The 25,341-nt window shown below is 30.7% G+C and carries 23 protein-coding genes; 21 read left to right on the top strand and 2 right to left on the bottom strand.

Annotated features, from left to right (window positions below):
* Window positions 1–57 precede the first annotated feature (57 nt).
* From glyA to HW276_RS06245, 18 genes are all read left to right on the top strand, one after another.
* The gene (gene glyA, locus HW276_RS06330; protein WP_178937836.1) at window positions 58–1,302 is read left to right on the top strand and encodes a serine hydroxymethyltransferase; all 1,245 of its coding nucleotides are present in this window, start codon (window positions 58–60) and stop codon (window positions 1,300–1,302) included.
* A 156-nt stretch (window positions 1,303–1,458) separates the two neighbouring features.
* Window positions 1,459–2,154 carry a ribonuclease PH gene (gene rph, locus HW276_RS06325; protein ID WP_146964377.1) on the top strand — a complete coding sequence of 232 codons (696 nt, stop codon included), beginning with the start codon at window positions 1,459–1,461 and terminating at the stop codon, window positions 2,152–2,154.
* Between the two features lie 255 nt (window positions 2,155–2,409).
* A complete protein-coding gene (xerA, locus tag HW276_RS06320; RefSeq protein WP_178937835.1) occupies window positions 2,410–3,435 on the top strand; it encodes a site-specific tyrosine recombinase/integron integrase in 1,026 nt (341 codons plus the stop codon).
* Window positions 3,436–3,578: 143 nt separating this feature from the next.
* A complete protein-coding gene (yqeH, locus tag HW276_RS06315; RefSeq protein ID WP_178937834.1) occupies window positions 3,579–4,700 on the top strand; it encodes a ribosome biogenesis GTPase YqeH in 1,122 nt (373 codons plus the stop codon).
* A 150-nt stretch (window positions 4,701–4,850) separates the two neighbouring features.
* Window positions 4,851–5,291: a competence protein ComE gene (locus HW276_RS06310; RefSeq protein WP_178937833.1), complete on the top strand. Its 441-nt coding sequence runs from the start codon at window positions 4,851–4,853 to the stop codon at window positions 5,289–5,291.
* 78 nt (window positions 5,292–5,369) lie between these two features.
* Window positions 5,370–6,143, top strand: coding sequence for an MBL fold metallo-hydrolase (locus HW276_RS06305; protein ID WP_178937832.1), 774 nt, complete (start codon window positions 5,370–5,372; stop codon window positions 6,141–6,143).
* A 3-nt stretch (window positions 6,144–6,146) separates the two neighbouring features.
* On the top strand, window positions 6,147–6,698 hold the full coding sequence (locus HW276_RS06300) for a uracil-DNA glycosylase family protein (RefSeq protein ID WP_255460373.1): 552 nt from the start codon (window positions 6,147–6,149) through the stop codon (window positions 6,696–6,698).
* A 111-nt stretch (window positions 6,699–6,809) separates the two neighbouring features.
* A complete protein-coding gene (ychF, locus tag HW276_RS06295) occupies window positions 6,810–7,913 on the top strand; it encodes a redox-regulated ATPase YchF (protein ID WP_178937831.1) in 1,104 nt (367 codons plus the stop codon).
* Window positions 7,906–8,658 (top strand): hypothetical protein, encoded by a 753-nt coding sequence (locus tag HW276_RS06290; RefSeq protein WP_255460372.1) that lies wholly within the window; start codon window positions 7,906–7,908, stop codon window positions 8,656–8,658. The genes ychF and HW276_RS06290 overlap by 8 nt, the downstream gene beginning before the upstream one ends.
* A gap of 336 nt (window positions 8,659–8,994) precedes the next feature.
* Window positions 8,995–10,401: an SWIM zinc finger domain-containing protein gene (locus tag HW276_RS06285; protein WP_178938532.1), complete on the top strand. Its 1,407-nt coding sequence runs from the start codon at window positions 8,995–8,997 to the stop codon at window positions 10,399–10,401.
* Window positions 10,402–10,425: 24 nt separating this feature from the next.
* Window positions 10,426–12,342: a hypothetical protein gene (locus HW276_RS06280; protein WP_178937829.1), complete on the top strand. Its 1,917-nt coding sequence runs from the start codon at window positions 10,426–10,428 to the stop codon at window positions 12,340–12,342.
* A 3-nt stretch (window positions 12,343–12,345) separates the two neighbouring features.
* Window positions 12,346–13,446 (top strand): AAA family ATPase, encoded by a 1,101-nt coding sequence (locus tag HW276_RS06275; protein ID WP_015769594.1) that lies wholly within the window; start codon window positions 12,346–12,348, stop codon window positions 13,444–13,446.
* Window positions 13,447–13,460: 14 nt separating this feature from the next.
* The gene (locus HW276_RS06270; RefSeq protein ID WP_178937828.1) at window positions 13,461–15,740 is read left to right on the top strand and encodes a DUF5682 family protein; all 2,280 of its coding nucleotides are present in this window, start codon (window positions 13,461–13,463) and stop codon (window positions 15,738–15,740) included.
* A 276-nt stretch (window positions 15,741–16,016) separates the two neighbouring features.
* The gene (locus tag HW276_RS06265; RefSeq protein ID WP_178937827.1) at window positions 16,017–17,198 is read left to right on the top strand and encodes a VWA domain-containing protein; all 1,182 of its coding nucleotides are present in this window, start codon (window positions 16,017–16,019) and stop codon (window positions 17,196–17,198) included.
* 239 nt (window positions 17,199–17,437) lie between these two features.
* Window positions 17,438–18,253: a ThiF family adenylyltransferase gene (locus HW276_RS06260; RefSeq protein WP_178937826.1), complete on the top strand. Its 816-nt coding sequence runs from the start codon at window positions 17,438–17,440 to the stop codon at window positions 18,251–18,253.
* Window positions 18,254–18,302: 49 nt separating this feature from the next.
* Complete coding sequence (locus HW276_RS06255; RefSeq protein ID WP_147003654.1) at window positions 18,303–19,259, top strand: hypothetical protein; 957 nt, start codon at window positions 18,303–18,305, stop codon at window positions 19,257–19,259.
* A gap of 286 nt (window positions 19,260–19,545) precedes the next feature.
* The gene (locus HW276_RS06250; RefSeq protein ID WP_178937825.1) at window positions 19,546–20,643 is read left to right on the top strand and encodes an RNA-guided endonuclease TnpB family protein; all 1,098 of its coding nucleotides are present in this window, start codon (window positions 19,546–19,548) and stop codon (window positions 20,641–20,643) included.
* 135 nt (window positions 20,644–20,778) lie between these two features.
* Window positions 20,779–21,747 carry a cell division protein FtsZ gene (locus tag HW276_RS06245; RefSeq protein ID WP_255460370.1) on the top strand — a complete coding sequence of 323 codons (969 nt, stop codon included), beginning with the start codon at window positions 20,779–20,781 and terminating at the stop codon, window positions 21,745–21,747.
* A 113-nt stretch (window positions 21,748–21,860) separates the two neighbouring features.
* Here the strand turns inward: HW276_RS06245 and HW276_RS06240 are convergent, their stop codons facing one another.
* Entirely contained in the window at window positions 21,861–22,370 is a 510-nt protein-coding gene (locus HW276_RS06240; RefSeq protein ID WP_178937824.1) for a DUF5362 family protein, read from the bottom strand.
* A gap of 116 nt (window positions 22,371–22,486) precedes the next feature.
* Window positions 22,487–22,882, bottom strand: a complete 396-nt coding sequence (gene mscL, locus HW276_RS06235) for a large-conductance mechanosensitive channel protein MscL (protein WP_147003651.1) — start codon at window positions 22,880–22,882, stop codon at window positions 22,487–22,489.
* Window positions 22,883–23,084: 202 nt separating this feature from the next.
* On the opposite strand from mscL, the gene HW276_RS06230 reads away from it, so the two are divergent.
* The 3 genes from HW276_RS06230 (at window position 23,085) to galU (ending at window position 25,218) form a co-directional block, all read left to right on the top strand.
* The gene (locus tag HW276_RS06230) at window positions 23,085–23,594 is read left to right on the top strand and encodes a PH domain-containing protein (protein ID WP_178937823.1); all 510 of its coding nucleotides are present in this window, start codon (window positions 23,085–23,087) and stop codon (window positions 23,592–23,594) included.
* Window positions 23,595–23,726: 132 nt separating this feature from the next.
* Window positions 23,727–24,269 (top strand): hypothetical protein, encoded by a 543-nt coding sequence (locus HW276_RS06225; protein ID WP_147003649.1) that lies wholly within the window; start codon window positions 23,727–23,729, stop codon window positions 24,267–24,269.
* Between the two features lie 46 nt (window positions 24,270–24,315).
* Window positions 24,316–25,218 carry a UTP--glucose-1-phosphate uridylyltransferase GalU gene (gene galU / locus HW276_RS06220; protein WP_147003648.1) on the top strand — a complete coding sequence of 301 codons (903 nt, stop codon included), beginning with the start codon at window positions 24,316–24,318 and terminating at the stop codon, window positions 25,216–25,218.
* Window positions 25,219–25,341: the final 123 nt, after the last annotated feature.

Genomic DNA, 25,341 nt, shown 5'->3' with positions numbered 1-25,341 from the left:
TTTGAAATAAAAAAGTATTATTAAAAAATTTAATATAAAAATTAGGAGGAAATTAAGATGAGCTATATAAAAGATGTTGATTTGGAAGTGTATAATGCGATTACGGAAGAAGAAAAAAGACAAGAAGAGGGGATTGAGTTAATTGCATCGGAAAACTTTGTTTCAAAGGCTGTGATGGAAGCGGCTGGGTCTGTGTTTACTAATAAATATGCGGAAGGTTATCCTGGTAAAAGATATTATGGTGGATGTGTAAATGCTGATGTGGTGGAAAGTCTTGCGATTGAAAGATTGAAAAAACTATTTGGGGCAAAATATGCTAATGTTCAGCCACATTCTGGATCTCAAGCGAATATGGGAGTTTATGTTGGATTGCTTAATGCTGGGGATAAGATTTTGGGAATGAGTCTTAGCGCTGGTGGGCATTTGACTCATGGTTATAAAATTAATTTTTCTGGGAAGAACTATATTGGGCTTGAATATGGACTGAATCCTGAAACAGAACTGATTGATTATGAAGCAGTAAGGGAAATTGCATTGAGGGAAAAACCTAAAATGATAGTTGCTGGAGCGAGCGCTTATTCAAGAATAATTGACTTTAAGAAATTTAGAGAAATTGCTGATGAAGTTGGGGCATATTTAATGGTAGATATGGCTCATATTGCTGGACTTGTTGCAGCTGGACTTCATCCAAATCCATTGGAATATGCAGATGTTGTAACTTCTACAACTCATAAAACATTAAGAGGGCCTCGTGGAGGAGTAATCTTGACAAATAATGAAGAAATTGCCAAGAAAATTGACAAGACAATATTTCCTGGAATACAAGGAGGACCATTGGTTCATATAATCGCAGCAAAAGCAGTTGCATTTAAAGAGGCGCTTAGTCCCGAATACAAAGAATATCAGGAACAAGTTGCAAAAAATGCAAAAGTTTTATCTGAAGAACTTACAAAAGGTGGACTTAGAATCGTAAGCGGCGGAACTGACAACCATTTAATGCTTGTAGATTTACGTCCAATGGGAGTTACTGGGAAGTTAGCTGAAGCAAAATTGGAAGAGGCTGGAATAACTTGTAACAAAAATGCTATTCCAAATGATCCTGAAAAACCGTTTATTACAAGTGGAATAAGATTAGGAACGCCTGCAATTACAACTCGTGGATTTAAGGAAGATGAAACAAGACAAGTGGCGCAGTTTATATTGACAGTTTTAGGAAATATAAATGACAGTGAAAAAATTGCCCAAGTGAAAGAACAAGTTTTCAAATTGACAGAAAAATTTCCGCTTTATAAGGGAAAATAACTGGAAATTAAATAGGCATTGTAAAAATTTAAAAATTTAGTAAATATGGCAAGGGGTCTTTACCCCTTGTTAAGAATTGAAAAGCAATAAATGTTGCATTAATAGTAATTTATAGATTTTTGGAAATGGCTAAGAAATTAAAAATTAGGAGAAAATGTGAGAAATAATAATAGAAGAAATGATGAAATGCGTGAAGTGAAAGTGACTAAAAATTATATTATTCATCCAGAAGGTTCAGTTTTAATCGAATTTGGAAATACAAAAGTTATTTGTAATGCTACAATTGAGGAAAAAATTCCAAGATGGCTAAAGGGAACAAATTCAGGCTGGATAACTGCTGAATACAGCATGCTTCCCAGAGCTACGCATACACGTGTCCAAAGGGAGTCAGCAAAGGGAAAGCTTAGCGGAAGAACTATGGAAATTCAGCGTTTAATTGGAAGGGCATTGAGAGCAGCAATAGATTTGGAAAAACTGGGAGAAAGAACAGTAATGATTGACTGCGATGTGATTCAGGCTGATGGCGGAACTAGAACGGCTTCAATAACAGGGGCTTATCTTGCTTTGGAACTGGCAGTTGAAAAGCTGATTGATCAGGGAAAGTTAAAGGAAATTCCGATAAAATCAAAAGTTGCGGCAATAAGTGTTGGAAAAGTGCATAATGAGCTACTTCTTGACTTGGAATATGAAGAGGATTCAAAGGCTGATGTGGATATGAACATTGTAATGAATGACAAGGGAGAATTTATCGAATTACAAGGAACAGGAGAAGAAGCAACATTTACACAGGCTGAACTTTTAAAATTTATAGAACTTTCAAAAAATGCTTTTGATAAATTATTTAGCTTATAATTTTTTATTTTTTTATAGAAAATCTAGTTATTCATTATATCTAATTGACAATTACAGAAAGTAAAAGTTTTAACAGTATTTTCATTTAAATAGTGAATTAGTTATGCAAGGAATCAAGATTTCGTATATAAAATAGGATTTCTGTTTTTAAATGGGAGTATTATAAAATAAAAAATAGTATTAACAGGATTATAGATTTTTGTAAGCAACTGTGGAAATTAGGAACTTTAAGAAATTAAAATTGGAGAAATTTAAATGGAAAATGATATAAATGATAAATTGACAAAGGGAAATAATGAAGATGAACAAGAAATTAGAAGAAATGAAAATCTTGTGATGTATGTGGATAAATTTTTATATTATGAAGAAGTTATTCTTGGTAAGAGTTTCAATACAATTAGAGGTTATCGGCGAGATTTGCTTCAGTTTATGGAGTATCTTGAGGAATATGAAGAAATTCATAATTTTGAGGAAATTGAAATGATGACTTTCAGATCGTTTATTGCCTATTTAAATTCTCCTAAAAGGCTTGAAAAAGATGAAAATGTAAAAAGTTCCAATAAAAAGGCAAAATTAAAGCCTGTTTCTAAAAGAAGCATAAATAGGAAAATTTCAGCGTTAAGGACATTTTTTAAATATCTTCAGGAAATAAAAGTTATTGAAACAAATAAGGCTTCTTATATAAATGTCCCGAAATTTGAAAAGGAATTGCCAAATGTGATTAATCGAGATGATTTGAATAATTTAAGGCATGTTATAAATACAGAGAAAATTACTGGGATTCGTGACAGATTGATTATTGAACTGCTTTATTCCAGCGGTCTTCGTTCAATTGAACTTATCAATTTAAGTGAATTTATGATTGATATTGAAGAGCGGGAAATTCGGGTTGTTGGAAAGGGTGACAAGGAACGGATTACTTTCTTTAGTGAAAATGCTAAAAAGTGGCTTATAAAGTATATTGAAGAAAAAAAGAAGCAGTATGCTAATTATACTAGGGAAGTGCTTATTGTAAACAGTAAAGGGAAAAAATTGACGACACGTTCACTTAGAAGGCTGATTTCAGCACATGCACATGAGGCTGGAATAGAAAAGGAAATAACGCCGCATGTATTTAGACATTCGTTTGCAACGGAACTTTTGAATAATGGCGTGGATATTCGGTATTTGCAGGAGCTTCTGGGGCATAGCAGCATTGCTGCGACACAAGTTTATACACATGTGAGCAAATCTTTGTTGCGGGATATTTATATGAGTACGCATCTGTTATCTAAGGAATAAGTTTATTTTGAAGATTAAAATTGATAAAATAAATATTCTAAAATTGGAAATTGTTATTTTTTTGAAATAAGAAATTATTTTATCGGACGTTGGACGTTTAGATATTATTAAATTAAAAGATTTAGAAGAAAATGGAGGAAATTTTGATTAAAAAGAAATGTAGTGGCTGCGGGATTGAGCTGCAGTTTGAAGATAAAAATAAGGAGGGGTATGTTCCTGAAGAAAAATTTGTGATGCAGGATAATTTGCTTTGTCAAAGATGCTTTAAGATTAAGAATTATGGAGAAAATCTTGTAAATAATTTTAGCAGGGAGGATTATCTGAAGGAAGTAAATGAAAGTGTGAAAAAGTCAGATATAATATTGCCAATTTTTGATATTATTGACTTTGAAGGTTCATTTACTGAGGAAATTCTGGATTATTTGAGGGATTATAGATCAATAATTTTGGTTAATAAAATTGATCTTATGCCTGATTTTATACATCCGGCAGAAATTTCAAACTGGATAAAGGACAGGCTTGCTGAAGAGGATATTGTGCCTGATGACATTGCCTTTATTAGTGCTAAAAGCAAATATGGAATAAATGGGATAATTAGAAAAATTAAAAATATTTTTCCAAATAAAAAAGTTAAGGCGACTGTTCTGGGAGTTTCAAATGCTGGAAAATCTTCAGTTATAAATTTACTTTTGGGAAATAATAGAATAACAACTTCAAAATATTCAGGGACAACTTTAAAGTCAATTAACAATAGAATTCCAAATAGTGAAATTACGATAATTGATACGCCTGGGCTTATTCCAGATGGGAGAATTTCTGATTTGATTAGCGTGGAAAGTGGATTGAAACTTGTGCCGGCGGGGGAAATTTCAAGAAAAACTTTTAAACTGGAAGAAAATCAAGTGTTTATGTTTGATGCTTTCTGCAGATTTAAAGTGCTGGGAAATGAGCTTTTGGAAAGTGGAAGCAAGCCGATTTTTTCTGCTTATGCTTCAAAAAGCGTGAAATTTCATGTGACTCGTGAAGAAAGAGTGGAAGACTTGCTGAATGGGAATTTTTTTGAAATTTTACAAAAGGATGAAAAGGAAAAATATTTTCAAAATGAATTTGTAACTTGTGAAGTTGAAATTGAAGAAAATGAGGAACTGGCAATTGCGGGGCTTGGATGGATTAACGTTAAAAGAGGGCCTTTAAAGATCCAGCTGGAAATTCCAAAGCAGGTAAAAGTGATTGTGAGACCATCAATTTTTAAGAATAAAAAATAATTTTTTAAGAATTAAAATATTGAAAAGTGGATAAAAGTACACAAGATTAAAATAAAAAATTGTGTTAATGAGAGTTTATAGATTTTACAAATGGACTAGAAATAATTTTTAGAAGGGAGAATATGAAATTTTTAAATTTCATTTAGGAAAATGGCTTTCGATAATGATTATTATTATGGGAATAATAGGGCAAAAATAACTAGAAAGATTATTTTTCGAGGAGTAGTCTTTCTTATAGTTTTATTTATTGCAATTTTTAATGTTATTATACTTTTTTCAAGAAAAGTTGATAAACTTATAAATGCAGATATTCAAGTGGAAACTGTGAAATTGCAAAATGCAGTGAAAAAATTTCAGGAAGTGACAGGTGCAAATCCTAAATTAGCAGGGCTTGAAGATAATCTTAGAAGTGTGAAAAGTGCAGATGGAAAATATAATTTTGAAACTTTTTATGGAAGTGAAAAAATTTATGAAATTCCTGAAAGTATAAAGGATGACAGGGAACAAAGCAATAGAATTGTGACAAAAAAGGATAAAAAAGGCGGATGGGTTTACGATGAAGTGAAGGGAACTATTTCGCCAAATATTTAGAATTTGAGAGTTTTAAAAGCGGGGAGTTTAAAGGTTAAGTAAAAATAAAAACTCAGTTAGAAAGAAGATTGAAAAATAATGAAATTTTCAAGTTTGGGAAGTGGAAGCAGCGGAAATTCCAGCTATATTGAGATGGGGAATAAAAAGTTTCTAGTAGATGCAGGATTTAGCGGGAAAAAAATTGCAGAAAAATTGAATAATATTGAAAAGAGAATTGAAGATATAACTGGGATATTTGTGACACATGAACATTCTGACCATATTCAGGGGCTTGGAGTTGTGTCGAGAAAATATGATATTCCAATTTATCTTCATGAAATGACTTATAGCGTTATTAGGGAAAAGATTGGGAAAATTGATAAAAAGAATTTGAATTTTATAAGGGAAGACAAAGTTGTAATCGGAGATTGTGTAATTAATAATTTTGAAGTAATGCACGATGCTAAAAAATGCTTAGGATATACGTTTGAGTATAAAGAGAAGAAATTATCTTATGCTAGCGATGTTGGATGTGTGAACAATATTATTAAGGAAAATCTGAAAAATAGCGATGTAATCGTTCTGGAAAGTAATTATGACTATAATATGCTGATGACAGGACCTTACCATTGGGAACTTAAAAATCGTGTGAAGGGGAGAAATGGGCATTTGTCAAATGCAGAGGCATCAAAATTGATTGCTCAAGTGCTTAATGAAAAATTAAAAAAAGTCTATTTGATGCATATAAGCAAAGATAACAATACGCCTGAATTGGCATACAATTCACTGTATGAAATTTTAGAGCGGGAAAATAAAAGTCATTTGGAAATTGAAGTTATTGATGAAAAAGGAACGGAAATTTATAAAATATAAAAAATGGATAAAGGAAAAGTTATGTGGAATGACTTAAAATTAGAAATCGACATTTGTACTAAATGTATTTTGGAAAGAACTCGAATTAATCCGATTGTTGGAGAAGGGAATGAAAAGGCGCAGGTGTTGTTTGTGCTGGATAGTGTAAGTGAAGAGGAAGACATAAAGCAGCAGCTTCTTGCTGATAAAAATGGAAAGTATTTTAGAAGATTTTTAGAATATTCAAAATTGGACTTGAAAAAGTGTTATTTCACTACACTTACAAAATGCAGTTCTCACGGGAATTTGATTGAACAGGAAAGTATTTTGAAATGCAATGAGTTTTTAATAGCGCAGATTGCCTTAATAAATCCTGAATATATTGTAACGGTTGGAGAAAGGGCGACTAAATCGCTTTTGGAAAATGAGGGAAATGAAGATATAAAGGATTTGGTCGGAAAAGTGTTCGATTTCTATGGGAAAATTAAGATTGTGCCGATTTATGATATTTCTTATCTGTTTAAGGCGACAGATAAGGAAAAGTGGAAATTGATAAAAATTTTGGAAAAATTATAAAAAACAGACTTATTTGAAAACTATATAAATTTAGAAATAAAATAAATATTTGAAACAAAAAATTTTTATAGTTTATAAATTATAAAAAAGAAGAAAGGAAATATAAAAAGAATGATAGGAATAGGAATTGTAGGATTACCAAATGTAGGAAAATCAACATTGTTTAATGCGATAACAAAAACACAGAATGCGGAGGCGGCTAATTATCCGTTTGCAACAATTGAGCCAAATGTAGGGCTTGTAAGTGTACCAGATCCACGGTTAAAAGAATTGGAAAAAATTATTAATCCAGAGAGAACAGTTGGAGCGACAGTTGAATTTGTGGATATTGCAGGGCTTGTAAAAGGTGCTTCTAAAGGGGAAGGGCTTGGTAATCAGTTTTTGTCAAATATTAGAAACACGGCTGCAATTTGCCAAGTTGTGAGATGTTTTGACGATGACAACATTATTCATGTGGAAGGAAGCGTTGATCCAATTAGAGATATTGAAACAATCAATGCGGAACTTATTTTCGCTGATTTAGAAACTGTCGAAAGAGCGATTCAGAAAAATCAGAAACTGGCTCGTGGCGGAAACGCTGAAGGAAAGGAATTACTTGCAGTTCTTGAAAGATGTAAGGCACATTTGGAAGAATTTAAATTGTTAAAAACTTTAGAATTTACTCAAAGAGAAGAAGAATTAATAAAAGTTTATCAATTTTTGACAGTAAAACCAATGATGTTTGCAGCAAATATTTCTGAAGATGACTTGACAAGCGGTACTGAAAACGACTATGTAAAAAAAGTTAGGGAATTTGCAAAACAGTATGACAGCGAAGTTGTGACTTTTTCGGCAAAAGTGGAGGCTGAATTAATTGAAATTGAAGATGAAGAAGAAAGACAAATGTTCATTGATGAACTTGGAATTAAAGAGCCTAGTTTAAATAGATTAATTCGTGCTGGATTTAAATTATTGGGATTAATTACATATTTTACGGCTGGAGTGAAGGAAGTCAGAGCTTGGACAATTAAGCAAGGGACAAATGCGCAAAAATCAGCTAGTGAAATTCATACGGATATTGAAAAAGGATTTATTCGTGCGGAAGTTGTTTCATTTGATAAATTTATTGAATTAAATGGATGGAATGGAGCAAAAGAGAAAGGTGCGATGCGGCTTGAAGGGAAAGAGTATATTGTGCAAGATGGGGATGTTATGTTCTTTAGATTTAATGTTTAGAAAAAAAATAATTTTTCTTTTTCTTCTTTTATTTAGTTCAATAGTTATATTTGGTAATACAAATAACCAGACTTTAGAAGTTTGTAAATATTTTAAAGGTGGAGATAGTAAGAAAAAATTTAATCCCTATACTGGAAAAACAAATATTCCTTTTAAAAATGGCATTTACAAATGTGAAAATACAAATGTTTCGTTTAGAGTATTTATATTGAGATATCTTTATGTTGATGATTTGGATATTTCTGGAACATTAACTTTTGAAATAAAAAATGGAAGAATGGTAAAATTTGAAGTAAGAGATTCAAAAACTGGCAAATTAGAATTTTCTGCACAATATAATCAAAGTGGACCCGTTGGGGAAATGTATGTTGATAAATCTTTTGGATTTGGTAATGAAAATTCTTTAAAATTAAATTATAAAAATGGTAGACCAGTTGGAGAAATGGAAGAATATTATGATAATGGAAAACTTTATAGAAAAGCTACTTTGAGAAAGAAAAATAATTTTCATCCATTTAGTAATCCAGATGACTTTAAAGATTATGTGGAATATTATGAAATATATGATATAAATACAGGAGAAATTGTAAAAAAGGAAAGTTTGGCTAATAAAACGGGAATTATCTGGAGATATAATTCTAAGACTGGAAAATTGGAAATGGAAAGTCATTTGGAAAATGGGAAAATATTTTTGGAAAAAGAGTATGGAGAAGATGGAAAAATAATTCAGGAATATAATTATTAAGATATTTAAAATAATCGTTGTGATAAAAAGCAGCGATTTTTTATTTAGCAAAAATATATTTAAGTTCTTTTAGAATTGATACTATTTTTTATTTAGATAATAATTTCACTATAAATCTTTTTAGTAGATTAAACTTAATACTTATTTTGAAATAATTAAAATAAATATTAAGGAATATTATGAAATATAATTTTAAATAGAGTTTAGTTTATAAAAAAATTATGATATAATAAACCTAAATGATTTAAAAATTTGAATAAAAAATTGAGTGAATTTTGGATAAAAAAGAAGGAGGTTTGTATTGTGAAGAAATTAGAGGAGAGTAGAATTCTTGCTATGGCTCCGAATGCTTCGGCGATTTCAAATGCAAAAAAATTGTGTGATAAGGGGGCATTTTTGAAATTGTGGCGTTCGGTTGACGATACTTTGTATATGGGCGAGTGTAAGGGAAGTGGGAAATCGAATTATACGGTTTCAGTGGATTTTATTGATGAAGAAAATCCTGTTACACGATGTACTTGTCCAAGTAGACAATTTCCTTGTAAGCATGGATTAGCTTTGTTATTTGAGATATTGAGAGGGAAAAAATTTGAGGAGTGTGAAATACCAGAAGATATTTTGGCAAAGAGAGAAAAAAAGGAAAAATTAAAGGCTAAAAGGGCGAATGAGGAAAAGGAAGTTAAGAAAAAAACTTCTTCAAAAGCATCTAAATCAGCTAGAACAAAGAAAATTAAAAAGCAACTTGAAGGGCTAGATTTGATAAAGAAAATAAGTTCGCAATTATTGAAAGTTGGACTTTCTGCAATGGGGAGTGTTTCGATTACAGAGTATCGAGATATTGTAAAACAATTGGGAGATTATTATTTGCCAGGACCACAAGTTTTGTTTCAAAGATTACTTTTGGAAATTCAGGCGTATAAAGAGGATCAGGATAAGGGACATTATCAGACGGCTTTAGAATGTTTGAAAAAGTTAAGGGCGATTGAGAAAAAAGGTAGAGAGTTTTTGAATGAGCAACTTGAAAAAAACGATCCAGAATTGACGGATAATACGTTGTATGAGGATTTAGGAGGCGTGTGGAAGTTAACTCAGTTGAATGATTTGGGGTTAAAAAAGGAAAATGCGAGATTGGTGCAGCTTTCATTTGAAGTGAATTATGATGAGGCTAGTAAGATTTTTACAGATTGTGGATACTGGATTGATTTAGAGAGTGGGGAAGTGTTATATACTGCCAATTATAGACCTCGTTCGGCGATGAAATATATTAAGCAGGAAAATTCTAATTTTTCATTATTGACGGTGCCTACATTAACTTTTTATCCAGGTGGAGTTAATAAGAGAATAAGATGGGATGCTGCTAGTTTTGATAAAATTGAAAGCTCTTGTTACAAAGAGATAAAAAAACATGCTCAAAATATAGATCATGCTGTAAAAATTGCTAAAAATGAATTGAAAAATATTTTGACAAATAATGAAGTGGCTTTGTTACTAGAATTTGAAAAAATTATGTTTGTTGAAGAAGAAGGTAAGAAAAAATATATTTTAATTGATAAAAATCAAAAGATGATAGAGCTTAGAGATAAGAAAAACAAGGAATTTTCAGAAAATTTTTATGAACTTTTGCCAAATGAATGTTTGGAAAATCAAGTGATGTTTGTAAAATTATTTTATGAAGGTAGAAATATTTATGCCCAAGCACAAAGTATCATAACTGATGATAAAATTATTCGTTTTGGATTTTAAAATGAAGTTTAGGAAGGAGAAAAAATGAATTTAGAACCGTTATATGAATTGAAGAATAGGCTTGAAAATGTTTCGATTGTTGGGATAAATTTGGTGAAAGATGATTTTCGTTTACAAAGAGCTGTTGATCAAATGAAGGGGTATGCTTCGGCTGCCAAAGTATTTAAACAAATTTATGAAATGGGGCAAAAATTGATTGAAGACGATGAGAAAGATAAATGTGATTTATTATTAGATTTGTTGGCTTTGCTTGATGCGGTGCTTTGTACCCAAGCGACAACTTATTCAGGTGATAATTTGCAAAAAATAGAAACGACTGCTGGAAAAGAAAATTTTTATCAAGAACTTCATTACAGTGAGTTGAGCGAATTAATTGCTGCATTTAAAGGAACTGGCGGTGGTCGTTTCAGAGTTATTGATTCGACATTACGATGGAATAATCCTGAAATAGTGAATGATTTTAGAGTGAAGAAATTTATGATAAACGGACTTAATGATAGTTATTCTGGAATTATAGATTTAATGATTAAAATGTTAAAGAAACAGGGGAAAGAGATAGTTCCGCTATTGAAAGAAGGATTTAATCCTCAAGGTAAAAAGGAAATGATTGCCCGATTGGAAATTATCGAGGATATTTGTAAAGGTGATGAAAATGAATTTTATAAATATTGTGTTGAAAATGGTGGAAAAGAAGTGAAAGAAGTTGCAATTGGAGCTTTGGTATATGATCAGGATAACGTTGATTATCTTTTAGATTTAATGAAAAAAGAACGTGGGAAATTGAAGAATAAAGTTTTTGAAAGTCTTGCGTATATGGATGATGAGAGAGTCAAAAAAGAGTGGGATAAATTTTTTAGAAAAAAACCGTTTAAAAATATAGAATATATGGCGGGAACAGAGCAGCAATGGGTATCAGATTATATTAATAATTATATTAAAGAATATACAGAAGATTTAAAAAATAAAACATTAAAAACAAAAGAAGAAAGAAGAAAAGTTCAAGAAGAGGTTGCAGAATTGTGTTCAGTTAGTTCAAATAAAAGAACAGAAAAAACTTTATCATTATACAAAGAACTGTATCCTTATAATAAAGCTGCTGTAAAAAGAATTTTAAGCCATTACATAGTAACTGAAATAAATAAAGAAATTACGAATTTAATAAAGAAACTGTCTAAGATATATGAAGGAGAGTTCTTAGAACAAGAATTTTTAATTTCACTTATTAAAGATAAACCTGAAACTACATATAAGAATTTTTCTAAATTTGCAGGAGTAGGAAAAGATGAAAAAGGAATAAAAAAATTATTCCATACATTCTTTGCTAATAATAAACTTTCTAAAAATAAGGAAGAAGCTAAAGTTCAAGAGGATTTTAGTACATTATTTAATGTAATTTTCCATATTCACTATGATGAAGAAAATAAAGAATATATTTTATATTGGCAAAATATAAATGATTATAGTGTTATGAAAATAAAGTTAAATGGTTTTGATAAAAAATGGTATAATATAATCTTTAATATTGAAGATGATTTCTATGGAAATTGGAATTATTACAGTTCATATCATAGAGATTTAAAGAGCTTATATAATCCAGATATAAAGGGAATGAAAGAAAAATACGGAGCATTTTACTATAATATTATTCTTTCTCGTATTCCTTACAATGATGATATAGCATTCTTAAATAAATTGGGATGGACAGATTATAAGGATTTTCTTAAAGGAAAGATAGATATAGAAAAAAATGCACCTAAATTACATAATAGAGTAAGATCAATAGGATACATTTTAAATGAAGTTCCTATATCTGAAAGTGAATTAATAAAGCAAATTGAAGAATTATTTGAAATGGATAAAAAAACAAAAAGAATGTCTATAAATTTATGTGAAAAATGGCTAGAAAAGTTAAATAATGGAATGAGAGTGAAGGAGTTGTAAAAAATGGCTAAAAAAGAAGAATTACAAAGATTAACAGCAGAACAGATGTTTCAAGATGAAATTGATGCGTTAATTAAGGCGGAAAAAAATCCAATACCTACTGGATGGAAAATGTCACCTAAATCAGTGTTGACATATATTTGTGGAGGTAAAGCTGGAAGAAAAGTGATAACGCCTAAATATATTGGGAATAAAAGATTGGTTGAGATTGCAATTTCGACTTTGGTTACGGATAGGGCATTGTTGCTGATTGGGGAGCCAGGGACTGCGAAATCTTGGTTGTCAGAGCATTTGACAGCGGCAATAAATGGAGATTCGACTCGAGTTATTCAAGGGACAGCGGGAACGACTGAAGAGCAGATTAGATATTCTTGGAATTATGCGATGTTGATTGCAGAAGGGCCTACAAAAGATGCGTTGATACCAAGTCCGATTTATAAAGCGATGGAAGATGGGGCGATTGCTAGAGTAGAAGAAATTTCTCGTTGTGCGTCAGAAGTGCAAGATGCGTTGATTTCTTTGTTGTCAGAAAAAAGAATGAGTGTACCTGAATTGAATGTAGAAATTCCAGCTAAAAAAGGGTTCTCTATTATTGCAACTGCGAATACTCGTGATAAGGGAGTTAATGAAATGTCGGCAGCGTTAAAGAGACGTTTTAATATTGTGGTGTTACCAAGTCCGAATACGCTTGAAGCAGAGATAGATATTGTTAGAAGTAGAGTTACGCAACTTGCAGGAAATTTGGATTTAAATGCGAAATTGCCTGAAGAAGAAGTTATTGAAAAAGTTTGTACAGTATTTAGAGAATTGCGTCAAGGTGTTACGTTAGATGGAAGACAAAAGATAAAGCCGACTGCAAATGTGTTATCGACTGCAGAAGCTATTTCACTTTTAGCGAATAGTATGGCGTTGGCTGGAAGTTTTGGGGATGGAGAGATATCAGATTATGACTTGGCGGCAGGATTGCAGGGAGCTGTAGTAAAAGAAGATAGTAAAGATGGGCAAATTTGGGAAGAATATTTGGAAAATATTATGAAAAAACGAGGTTCAGAATGGCTGGATCTTTATAAAGAATGTAAGGCACTTAACAAAGCTACTAAATAAAGGCGGTGGAATAAATGAAAAAACAAAATGAAGGGAAACCGAATATATTCGGAGTTAGGCATTTTTCACCAGCTGGAGCACATTATTTGAAAAATTATTTAGATGAAATACAGCCAAAAATCGTTTTGATAGAAGGGCCTTCTGATTTTAATGAACTTATTAGCGAAATTACTGGAAAAAATATTGTTCCGCCAATTGCCGTAATGGCTTACACTTTAGAAGCGCCTATCGAGACAATAGTATATCCATTTGCAGAGTTTTCTCCAGAATATCAAGCTATTTTATGGGCAAAGGAAAATGGAGTAGAGTGTAGATTTTGTGATTTGCCATCTTCAATTTTTTTAGGTGTAGAAAGTGTAAAGAAAAATTTAGATGAGAATCCAGAGGAAAATTTGAATGCCTACATTTATAGAAAAATTAATGAATATTCGGAAGATTCAGATGATGAAGTCTTTTGGGAAAGAGTAGTGGAACAGGCTTCTGATTATAAGGCATATCGTAGTGGAGCGAAAGATTATGGGAAACATTTGAGGGAGTTGACTTTATCAAATACGGTGTCTGATGCGAAAAATATTATTAGAGAGTCGTACATGTGTAAAGTCGTTTCCGATGTGTGTAAAGAAGGTTACAAAATGGATGAGATTGCTATGGTTGTTGGGGCTTTTCATGTTGAAGGAATAGAAAGTGGCAAATTGATTTTGACTGAAAATGAAATCAAAAAATTACCAAAATTAGAATCTAAAAAAACGTTAATGCCTTATTCTTACTATAAATTGTCGACTTATTCAAATTATGGAGCTGGAAATAAGGCGCCAGGGTATTATGAATTTTTGTGGAATGGTTTAGAGAAAGAAGACCCACTTTTTGCGACATATATGTATTTAAGTAAAATTGCAGAATATCAAAGGGAAAATGGGAATATGGTATCATCGGCTCAAATTATCGAGGCAGTCCATTTAGCAACTTCATTGGCAAATTTGCACGATGGGAAAATACCGACGTTAAAGGATATAAAAGATGCAGCGATTACTTGTATGGCACACGGAAGCTACTCAGAACTAGTTTTAGCAATGGCGAATGTTGAAGTTGGGAAAAAAATAGGAAGTATTCCAAAGGAAGCTATTCAAACGTCAATACAGTCAGATTTTTATAATTTATTGAAGGAATTGAAACTTGAAAAATATCGTTCATTAACAGCGACAGAAATAAAATTAGATTTGAGGGAAAAATTAAGGGTTCAATCAGAAAAATTAGCATTTATGGACTTGGAGCGTTCATTCTTTTTTCATAAATTGAGAGTTTTGAATATTTCGTTTGCAAAACTTATTGGGAATCGCCAAGAAAATACAACTTGGGCAGAAGAATGGATTTTACAATGGAAACCAGAAACAGAAATTGAAATTGTGGAAACAATCTTAAAAGGAGATACAATTGAATTTGCAACAGCTTTTGAATTGATGCAAAGAATAGAAGGTGCAAAAACACTGTCAGAAATGGCAGAAATAGTGAAAGATGCCTTTTATTGCGGAATGCCAAAAGCACTAGAAAAAGCATTTCAAGCGTTACAAAATTTTATAACAGGTGACGTCCCTATTGATGAAATAGCCAAGACAATGTCAACTTTATCACTAATGCTTCGTTATGGCGATATCAGAAAATTAGATACAAAAGTTCTGATTCCTATTCTTGAGCAACTCTTTTTAAGAGTTTGCTTAATATTGCCAAGCGAGTCTTTTTGCGACAATAATGCAGCGGTAGAACTAGCTAAAAGTATAATGATAATGCATACTGTAGTTGAAAATCATGATTTTTTAGATAGAGAAAGATGGTATTCACTTCTTTTAGAAATTTCAAAGAGAGACGATTTAAATACAAAAATCTCAGGACTTGCAATGGCTATATTACTGGAAGCTGGAAAAATTGATAATGAAGTACTTGGAAAAGAAGTCGAAAAAAGATTATCAAAAGGGGTTCCCGCAGATTTAGGGGCAACTTGGTTTGAAGGTCTATCGATGAAAAATCATTACACCTTAATTGCAAGACTTGGACTTTGGGAAAAACTCCAAAACTATATTTCAAACTTAGATGAGGAAGAATTTAAAAGAGCATTATTATTTTTAAGAAGAGCTTTTGCTGACTTTACTTCAAATGAAAAGCACGATATTGCCGAAAATATCGCAGAAATATGGGGCTTGAATAAAAATGATGTAAGTGCTGTAATAAATGATGATTTGGGAGAAAATGAGAAAGAAATAATTGCAGGATTAGAAGAATTTGATTTTGATGATATTTGATTGAAAATAATTTTTTGAAAGAAAAATTGAAAATAAGGTAATTGACAAAAATAATTTTTTATGGTATTCTTACAGTAAGATGAATCGGTCGTTTAGACCATCGGTCTTGTTGTAGTTTTCTATAACAAGACTTTTTTATTTAATAATTTTGCTAAAATTACAAATCTTCCAGAGAATTTTTTAGAGAGAATCAACAGAGTAATAGACAAAAAACAAAAAAATAATTAAATCATTAATATATAAATTTAGTTTTTAAAATATTAAGGAGGTGTAAAAATGGACTATAAAGAAGATATAAAACGTTGGCGATTAATTCTTGGAAAAGATACGGAAGAAGAATTTTCGTCTATGGATTCAGAAGCTATTCCAAGTTTTACAGAGGAAGATTGGTTGATGGATAAGGCGTTGGATGCGATTTATAATCCGACAGGACAATTTATGGGTGGAGATTCTGCTGGGCGAGGTCCGTATAATCCGCAAATTAGTAGATGGCTTGGAGATGTTAGGACTTTGTTTGATAAAGAATTGGTGAAAATTATTCAGACGGATGCGATGGAAAGATGTGGATTGAAACAATTGCTTTTTGAGCCTGAAATATTGGATCAAGTAGAGCCTAACATAAATCTTGCTTCAACAATTATGCTTTTGAAAGAGCAAATCCCACAAAAAAGTAAAGAAAGTGTTAGAAATTTCATAAAAAAAATTGTAGAGGAAATTAATAAATTGTTGGAAAGTGATATTAGAAGAGCAGTTAGAGCAGCACTTAACAAGAAACAACACTCGCCAATTCCATCTGCGTCATCTTTAGATTTTAAAACAACGATACGAAGAGGGATAAAAAATTACAACAGAGAATTAAAAAAAATTGTTCCAGAGCATTATTATTTTTTTGAGAGAGCAAGCGTTAATCCAACGAGTAAATTTACAGTCATTTTGGATATTGACCAAAGTGGATCTATGGGAGAATCTGTAATTTATTCTTCAGTAATGGCATGTATTTTAGCGAGTATAGCTTCACTGAAAACACGTGTGGTAGCTTTTGATACTGAAATTGTGGATTTGACAGAAAAATCAGATGATCCAGTTGATTTATTATACGGATTTCAGCTAGGTGGTGGAACAAATATCAATAAATCAATTAAATATTGTACAAAATATATTGAAAATCCGAAAAAAACAATATTTTTTCTAATTTCTGATTTAATTGAAGGTGGGAATCGTGGTGAAATGTTAAGAAGATTACAAGAAATGAAAGATTCGGGAGTAATAGTAGTTTGCCTTTTAGCAATATCTGGAGATGGAAAACCTTATTATGATTCACAAATGTCTGGAAAAATTGCTTCACTTGGAATTCCATGTTTTGCTTGTAATCCTGAAAATTTGCCACTTTTACTTGAGAGAGTGTTGAAAAATATGGATTTGAGTTCATTTGAGAAAGAGTTTAGCAAGAAAAAATAAATAATAAAATTTTTATATTTTGGCTATTTACATTTTTTAAATTTGTGATATAATAGGGGCGAAATTTTAAAAATTGAAAAGAAAGGTATGTGAGGAATAAAAGCCTGATCTATTTGAAATTCTGATTTTTTAAACAATAAAAAAATAAGAGAAAAATTTAAAGATGCTGTTTTTATTGGGATTTTTATACTTTTGTAAATGATTAAAAATAAGTGTTGAAAAGGAGAAATATTTTAAATATGGATAATAAGAATCAGACATTTGCCAGATTTTCAATGATGGTTGGAGAAGATGGAATTGAAAAGTTGAATAATTCAAGAGTTATAGTTTTTGGAGTTGGAGGAGTTGGGTCTTATACTGTGGAGGCTCTGGCGAGAGCTGGAGTTGGGCATATTACGATGGTTGATTTTGATGAAATTTCAGAGTCAAATATCAATAGGCAGCTTCATTCGCTTAGAAGCACGATTGGAAAGTCTAAAATTGAGGTTATGAAGGATAGAATTTTGGATATTAATCCTGAATGTGAAGTTGAACTTGTGAAAAAGCTGATAGCCGATGATATTGAGGAAGTTTTAGGAAATTTTGAGAAGGTTGAAAATTTGGAAGAATCAAAAGATTTGGATAATAGTAAGAAAAATTGTAAATATGATTTTGTGGTGGATGCTATTGATGTGATTGGGAGTAAAGTTAATTTGATCGAATATTGTGTAAAAAATAAAATAAATATTATTTCTTCGATGGGATTTGGGAATAAGATGCATCCAGAAATGGTAGAAATTGCAAAAATAAAAAATACATCTGTTTGTCCGATGGCAAGAACGATTAGAAGTATTTTAAAAAAGAAAAAAATTATAAATGTACCAGTTGTATATTCAAGGGAAATTCCAGTTAAACCTGATAAATCGGAATTATTTAAGGAAGAATTGCCGACTGAATTTAGGGGAAATAATGAAATTCCGAGAAAAACTACGCCTGGAAGTAATTCGTTTGTGCCTGGAACAGCTGGGCTTGTGCTGGCTTCTTATGTTGTGAGAAAAATTTTAGAATGGGATTGATTTAAATAAAAAAATAATAAAAGAAAAATGAAAAAAGGAGTGAGATTAATTGGCAGAAAAAAATGAGGCTGTTTTGGCAGCGGGAAATGAGAAAAATTTAGAGAAAAATCAGAAAGATAATTCTCCAAAATGGGATTCTGAGAAAAAGAATCTTTTAGTAAAAATATTAATTGTAGTTGGATTAGTTTTATGTATTTTTGGGATAATGGATAAGATTTTTGAACATACGGTTTTTAATTTTTTTAAAAACTTGACAATGCCGTATTTGGAAAAGACTTATGAAGAATCTAAAAAGATGTTTTTAACATTGTCGCTTTTGAAGGGAACTACGGATATTATTGAAGGAAGTACAGTTAATGTAAGTATGATTGTTGGGATGGAAATTGAAATTGGAGATATTATTCAGCCTATTTATGATATGATAAATATCTTGTGGAAAGTTTCGCTTGCGAGTGTTGTCCTATTAAAATTGGAAACAATTTATTATGAAATTTTTAAAGTGAAATTAGCTACAATCTTGACATTTATTTCATTAATTACAGTTTTTCCATATACTATCTATAAAAATAAAGTTACAAAAATTCTCAAAAAAATTTCAAAATATTCATTTTTTGTCTTGCTTTACATTTACATAGTTTTGCCAGGTGCAATATATGTAAATTCAGCAATTTCAAAATATTTCCAAAAAGAGTACCAATATCCCGCAACTGTTGAATTAAATCAAGATTTAAACAGATTAAATAAAGTAAAGGATGAAATGCTGTCACTTGACCAATCAAAGAGCATTTTTAACATTCCAGGACAAATTGACAGTGCAAAAGGTAAAATTGATAACTTTACAAAGGAAATAAATACTATTTCAAATGATTTAGTTGAAGATGCGCCGGTTATTATTGGGATACTTTTGCTGACATCAATAGTGTTGCCGTTGCTGATAGCAATTTTGCTTTATGTGGTTACAAAATCTATTATTTTTGAGAAGTTAAGCGGAACTGGGAAAAAATAATAAAATAAAAAAATAAGAATGAAAATTGCAGTTATTAATTTAGCTGTGATTTTTTTATCCTTGAAATACTACCTTTAATTTGATAAAATATAACTATAAAAAATTTAACAAAAGATAGCAAGAAGTCTCCGACTTCTATAAGTGGGAGATGAATCGCTTTTTTTGTAAAAAAATTGAAAAAAGGATACACCTATGATACAATTTTTGTATAAAATATTGAAGAGAAATCATTAATGATAAAATTTCTAAAGAAATAATATTCAAAATCAAAAGGGGGTGTAATTTTATGAAATATAATTTAGCATTCAAATATAGAATTTATCCAAATAAAAATCAAGAATTGTTGATAAACAAGACTTTTGGATGTGTTCGTTTTGTTTATAATACGATTTTATATATCGCTAATAAAATTTATGAAGAAACTGGAAAAAATAAAATAGTTACACCTGCCAGTTTGAAAAGTGAAAATCAATTTTTAAAAGAAGTAGATAGTCTGGCACTTTCAAATGCTCAATTGAATGTAAAACGATCGTTTACGAATTTTTTTCAGAAGAGAGCGAAGTTTCCAAAGTTCAAATCTAAAAAGAATAATGTTAAAAGTTACACGACAAATTGTGTGAATAATTCAATCCGAATTGAGGAGAATAAATATTTAGTTTTGCCAAAATTGAAAAAAGTAAAATTTAAATATCATAGAGAAATACCAAAAGATTACAGAATAAAGTCGGTAACATTGACAAACAGTAATGGAAATTACTATGTTTCTATTTTGACAGAATTTGAAAAAGAAATTCAAAAAAATCCAAGTAATGATAAAGTAATTGGACTTGATTTTTCAATGCCTGAATTATTTGTCAGTTCTGAAAACCAAAGGGCTGATTATCCAAAATATTTTAGGATGTTGGAAGAAGAATTGAAAAAATTACAGAAATCATTATCGAGAAAAGTGAAATTTTCTAAAAATTGGTATAAGCAAAAAGCGAAAATATCAAGATTGCATGAGTATATCAAAAATTGCCGAAGAGATTTTTTGCATAAATTATCGAAAAAATTGTCTGAAGAATACAATGCTGTGGTTGTTGAGAATTTGAATATGAAAGGGATGAGCCAGTCATTAAATTTTGGGAAAAGTGTAGGAGACAATGGGTGGGGAATGTTTTTGAAGATGCTTGAGTATAAACTGATGTTTTTAGGAAAGCAATTTTTGAAGATAGATAAGTGGTTTCCATCGTCAAAAACTTGCAGTAAATGTGGAAACGTTAAAGAAAAATTGAAATTATCAGAAAGAAGTTATAAATGTGAGTGCTGTGGGATTGAAATTGATAGAGATTACAATGCGGCATTGAATATAAAAAACATTGGAAAATTGATGTTGGAATATTAGGAAAATAAAAGAAGACAGGGTAGGAACTACCCGAAGAGCTTGGTAAATATATTTGGCTAGCAAAAGCAGGTACTTCCCAAGAAGCTCCCACTTCTAAAAGCGGGAGTAGTTCACTTTTGATGTTAAAAATCTTTAATGGAAGGGAGATTTGCATATAATTTGTATTTGCAAGAGCAGGATAACGGTATGAAAGATAAGATGAATATGAAAGTTATTGGAATTGGCGGGATGGGGATAAATTTTGTTAATTTTATGATAGCTTCGGGTGTGAAGAAAGTCGAATATATAACGATTGATACAGATAGTGAAAATTCTGGATTGAGTCATGCGGAGAAGAAGATTTTTTTGGATACTGGCGTTAAGGAATGTAGCAGGGAGCAGGCTGAAAGGGTGGCATTTCAATGTGAAAATCAGTTTCAGGAATTGCTTTTGGGGACAAATATTCTATTTTTAATTTCTGGGCTTGGTGGATCTACTGGAAGTGGAATAATGCCTGTTGTTCTTGAAATTGCAAAGAAATTGAAGATTTTTACAATTAGCATTGTTGCTCGTCCATTTTATTTGGAAGGGTTTGAAACTTTGAAAATTGCAAATACAGGGATAAAGAAAATCGAGAAACTTACAGATAGTTTAATTGTTATTCCAAATGAAAAATTGTATAACTATATTGACAGGAAAGAGCCGCTTGAGTCTGTTTATAATACGGTAAATTTGATTATAAAGGAAGGAATTGAAGGAATTGTAAATATTTTGACTGAAGTCGGATTTATGAATATTGATTTTCTGGATGTAAAGGCTGTTCTTCATAATGCTAAAAATACGATTATCAGGGTTGGAGAAGGCAAGGGAGATAACGCTGTTGAGAAAATAATTGAACAGCTTATGGAAAATAACTTGTTTGAAGGGAAATTGGAAAATGCTAAAAGAGTTTTAATAAATTATACAACTGGACCAAGTGTTTCTCTTGTGGATATTGGAAAAATTACAGAAAGAATTTCAGATATTGTAAAGGATAAAAATGTTAATTTAATATGGGGAGTTGTAATTAATCCAAGCTATGATGAGATTAATAAGATAAAAACAGTTGTAATATCGAGCGTATAATTTTTATAAGATTAAAAAAATGAGAGTGTGGACATTTTGTATATACATTTATACAAAATTTTGAGCGCTCTCAATTTAAATAATAAATCTACTTTAAAGATTGAACTTAAAAGTTATAATGAATCGCTGGCTAAAGCACTTATTGCAAATGCCATAAGAGTTCCATAAAGAAGGATAACTATAATAATGCTGACTATTATAAAGATAATATATAATTTTAAGGCTTTAGACTGTTCGTCGAAGTATATTTTTAATTGTTCCCCATTTTTTGTAATAAGAGTATCTTCCAGAGCATTTGCCGATTTAAAAAATTTAATTGAAATTATAATAGTAAAAATTCCAAGAAATAATATTAATATTTGAAAGACTCCTACAATAATTCCTAAAACTGATAGAACTTTTATTACCGTTGCTATAAATCTCATATTTTTTACAGTCAGATCATCTAAAGTCAAGGTGATTGAGCCATTTGCATTATCTTCAGAACTAAAACAAGAATCATTTGAACTTGAATTGCTGGAATCATTAATTACTTCATTTCTTATTTTATCCAGTTCTTCCATATTGTAATTTGAATGATGCTGTTCATTGCTATCATTATTTTTATTATTTTCAAACTCCATAATAACCTCCATAATATTTAACTTAATATCGTTTTCCATAGCGAAATAGTTATAAATTTTTTTAAAAAAGATTAGACGGAATATTTTTTAATTCCGTCTATAAATTATAACTCTGATTATTTATTTTTTAAAATATCTCTGATTTCAGATAATAATACTTCTTCTTTTGTTGGAGCTGGTTCAGCTGGTTTTTCAACTGGAGCAGGTTTTCTTAATTTATTTACAAATTTTACCATAAGAAAGATAACAAAAGCCATAATAAAGAAATTAACTACATTTTGAATAAATAATCCGTATTTTACTGCAGCTTCTGGAGTTGAACCGCTGGCAGGCGTAATAACTAATTTTAAATTTGAAAAGTCAATTTTTCCTAAAATTATTCCAATAACAGGCATAATTATGTCATCAACTAACGAAGTTACTATTTTCCCGAAAGCGGCTCCAATTATAACCCCAACTGCAAGATCCATTACATTTCCTCTTGATATAAATTCCTTAAATTCCTTAAACATTAAAAATAACTCTCCTTTCAAATATATATCGTTAATTATAATGTATTTTTTCAAAAATTGCAACCTTTTTATTTTATGCCTTTTCAAAGAAAAAATTATAATGGCTTTATTTAAGTTCTGAAAATTATAGAATTGAATAATTTAAAAAAATATAGTACAATTAATTAGACAAATAATGTTATTAAAAAGGAGATTATTAAATATGAGAAATTTAAAGGATATACGACAGATGTTGTCAGATTGCAGGGCTTCTATTGTCGGAACGAAGAAGGAAGTTAAGGAATTGACAAGAATTATTAAAGATAATGAAATTATTACTTATGCTACTTCAGGATGGTATGATGGGCATACTTGGCTTGTTGTTTCTACGACTAAAAGGATTATTCTTTTGGATAAGGGGATGCTGTTTGGGGTAAATCAGATTGAAATTCCGCTTGGGAAGGTAAATGCAGTTAAGTATAAAAAGGGGCTGTTTATGGGAGAAGTGGAGATATGGGATGGGGCTTCGATGTTTAAAGTGAAGAATATTTTGAAAAAAACGCTTATTCCATTTGTGAACGCTGTAAATGAAACAATAGGAGAATTTGAAAAATCGCAAAAGTCTTCTGGATCTTCTGTTGCTGATGAGATTATAAAATTGAAAAAATTGATGGATGAAGGAGTTATAACAAGGAATGAGTTTGAAAAGAAAAAAAATGAACTTTTAAAATAGTATTTTGAATGATTTTAAAGAGTATATAGAAAATAAAAAAATGACAGATTAAAAATATTTCATTAATTTTAAAAATTATGGTATAATTAAACATATTATTAATTTGATTATATTTGGAAGGAAGTAGATAAGATGAAAAAAATAGTATCATCACTTTTGTTTTTATTGGGAATACAGGGATTTAGCAACACTTGCAGCTTTGCAAATAATCCTGACACTTTTTTAGATAGAGTTATTAAAAAAATTCAAGCTGAAAAAAGAACGAATGATATTTTTTGTGATAGTGACAATGTTAAAATGGCTTATTATACAATTGAAGATGAAGATTATAATGCTAATATAGGAGTTACGATAAAAGCAACCCCAACGACTACAAATGATGAGTTTAAAAAGGAATTTTACAAAAAGTTTAACGAATACAAGAATTTTTTTACAAAAATCGACACAAAAAATCTTGGAAAAGATCCGTTGCCTGACAAAGAAATTGTACGATTTTATGTACAGTTTCCAGATGAAAAAAGTATTATTATAATTGGAAAATATGAATACGACTTGAAAACAAAGGAATATCAGATGATAGCCAATTCAAAGGCAAAGGAATATTTTGATAAATTAAACTTATTTGAGCCATTGGCAGTAAAAGTTAGTTATTCTGATGAAGGTCATATATTTTAGTTCTTTTTGAAAAAGATGTTCTTATAAATATAACAGGAGGTAGTTTATGGGTGTGAAAAAAATAAGGAAAGCTGTTATTCCAGCAGCAGGACTTGGAACAAGAGTATTGCCTGCGACAAAGGCACAGCCTAAGGAAATGCTTGTAATCGTGGATAAGCCGGCATTGCAGTATCTTGTGGAGGAGCTTTTGGCAGCCGGAATTGAAGAAATTTTAATTATTACTGGAAGAAATAAGGGATCAATTGAAAATCATTTTGATTATTCGTATGAACTTGAAAGAACTTTGGAAGAAAATGGGAAAAAAGATCTTTTGAAAGTGGTAAATCATATTTCTGAAATGTCAAATATTTATTATGTGCGTCAGAAAAAGCCATTGGGATTAGGGCATGCGATAAGCTGTGCTGAAGCCTTTGTGGGAGATGAGCCATTTGTTGTGCTTCTGGGAGATGACATTATTTACACAGATAAGGAAAAAGGACAGCTTCCTGTTACGAAACAGCTTGTGGAGAAATATAAGGAACTGCAAGGCGGAACAATTTTAGGAGTTCAGGAAGTTCCTCATAAAAATGTTTCGAAATATGGAATAATAAAGCCATTGAAAAAGATTGATGAAAAAACAGTGGCTGTGGAAGATTTTATTGAAAAGCCGTCTGTTGATGAAGCGCCAAGTAATCTTGCCGCACTAGGACGTTATGTGCTGGAGCCTGAAATTTTTTCATATTTAAAAAATACAAAACCTGGAAAAGGTGGAGAAATACAGTTGACAGATGCAATTTTGGCAATGAAAAATAATGGTGAAAAATTATATGCATATAATTTTGATGGATTGAGATACGATACTGGAGATAAATTTGGAATGTTTGTTGCAAATGTCGAATTTGGACTTAGGCATGAAGAACTAAAGGATAGAGTAAAAGAATATTTAAAAGGCTTAATAGAAAAATTATAGTTCTTTGCAGGGATTGCCTGAAGAGATTGGTAGTAAAAGCAGATACTTCCCAAGAAGCTTCCGTTTCTAAAAGTAGGAGCAGTTCGCTGGAACCTGATTAATAAAGATTAATTTCTGCATAAA

This window comes from Leptotrichia sp. oral taxon 417 (genome assembly GCF_013394865.1).
GTDB classification, from domain to species: domain Bacteria; phylum Fusobacteriota; class Fusobacteriia; order Fusobacteriales; family Leptotrichiaceae; genus Leptotrichia; species Leptotrichia wadei_A.
The sequence above is the reverse complement of the archived record's forward strand: the minus strand, read 5'-3'. Positions and strand labels throughout refer to the sequence as shown.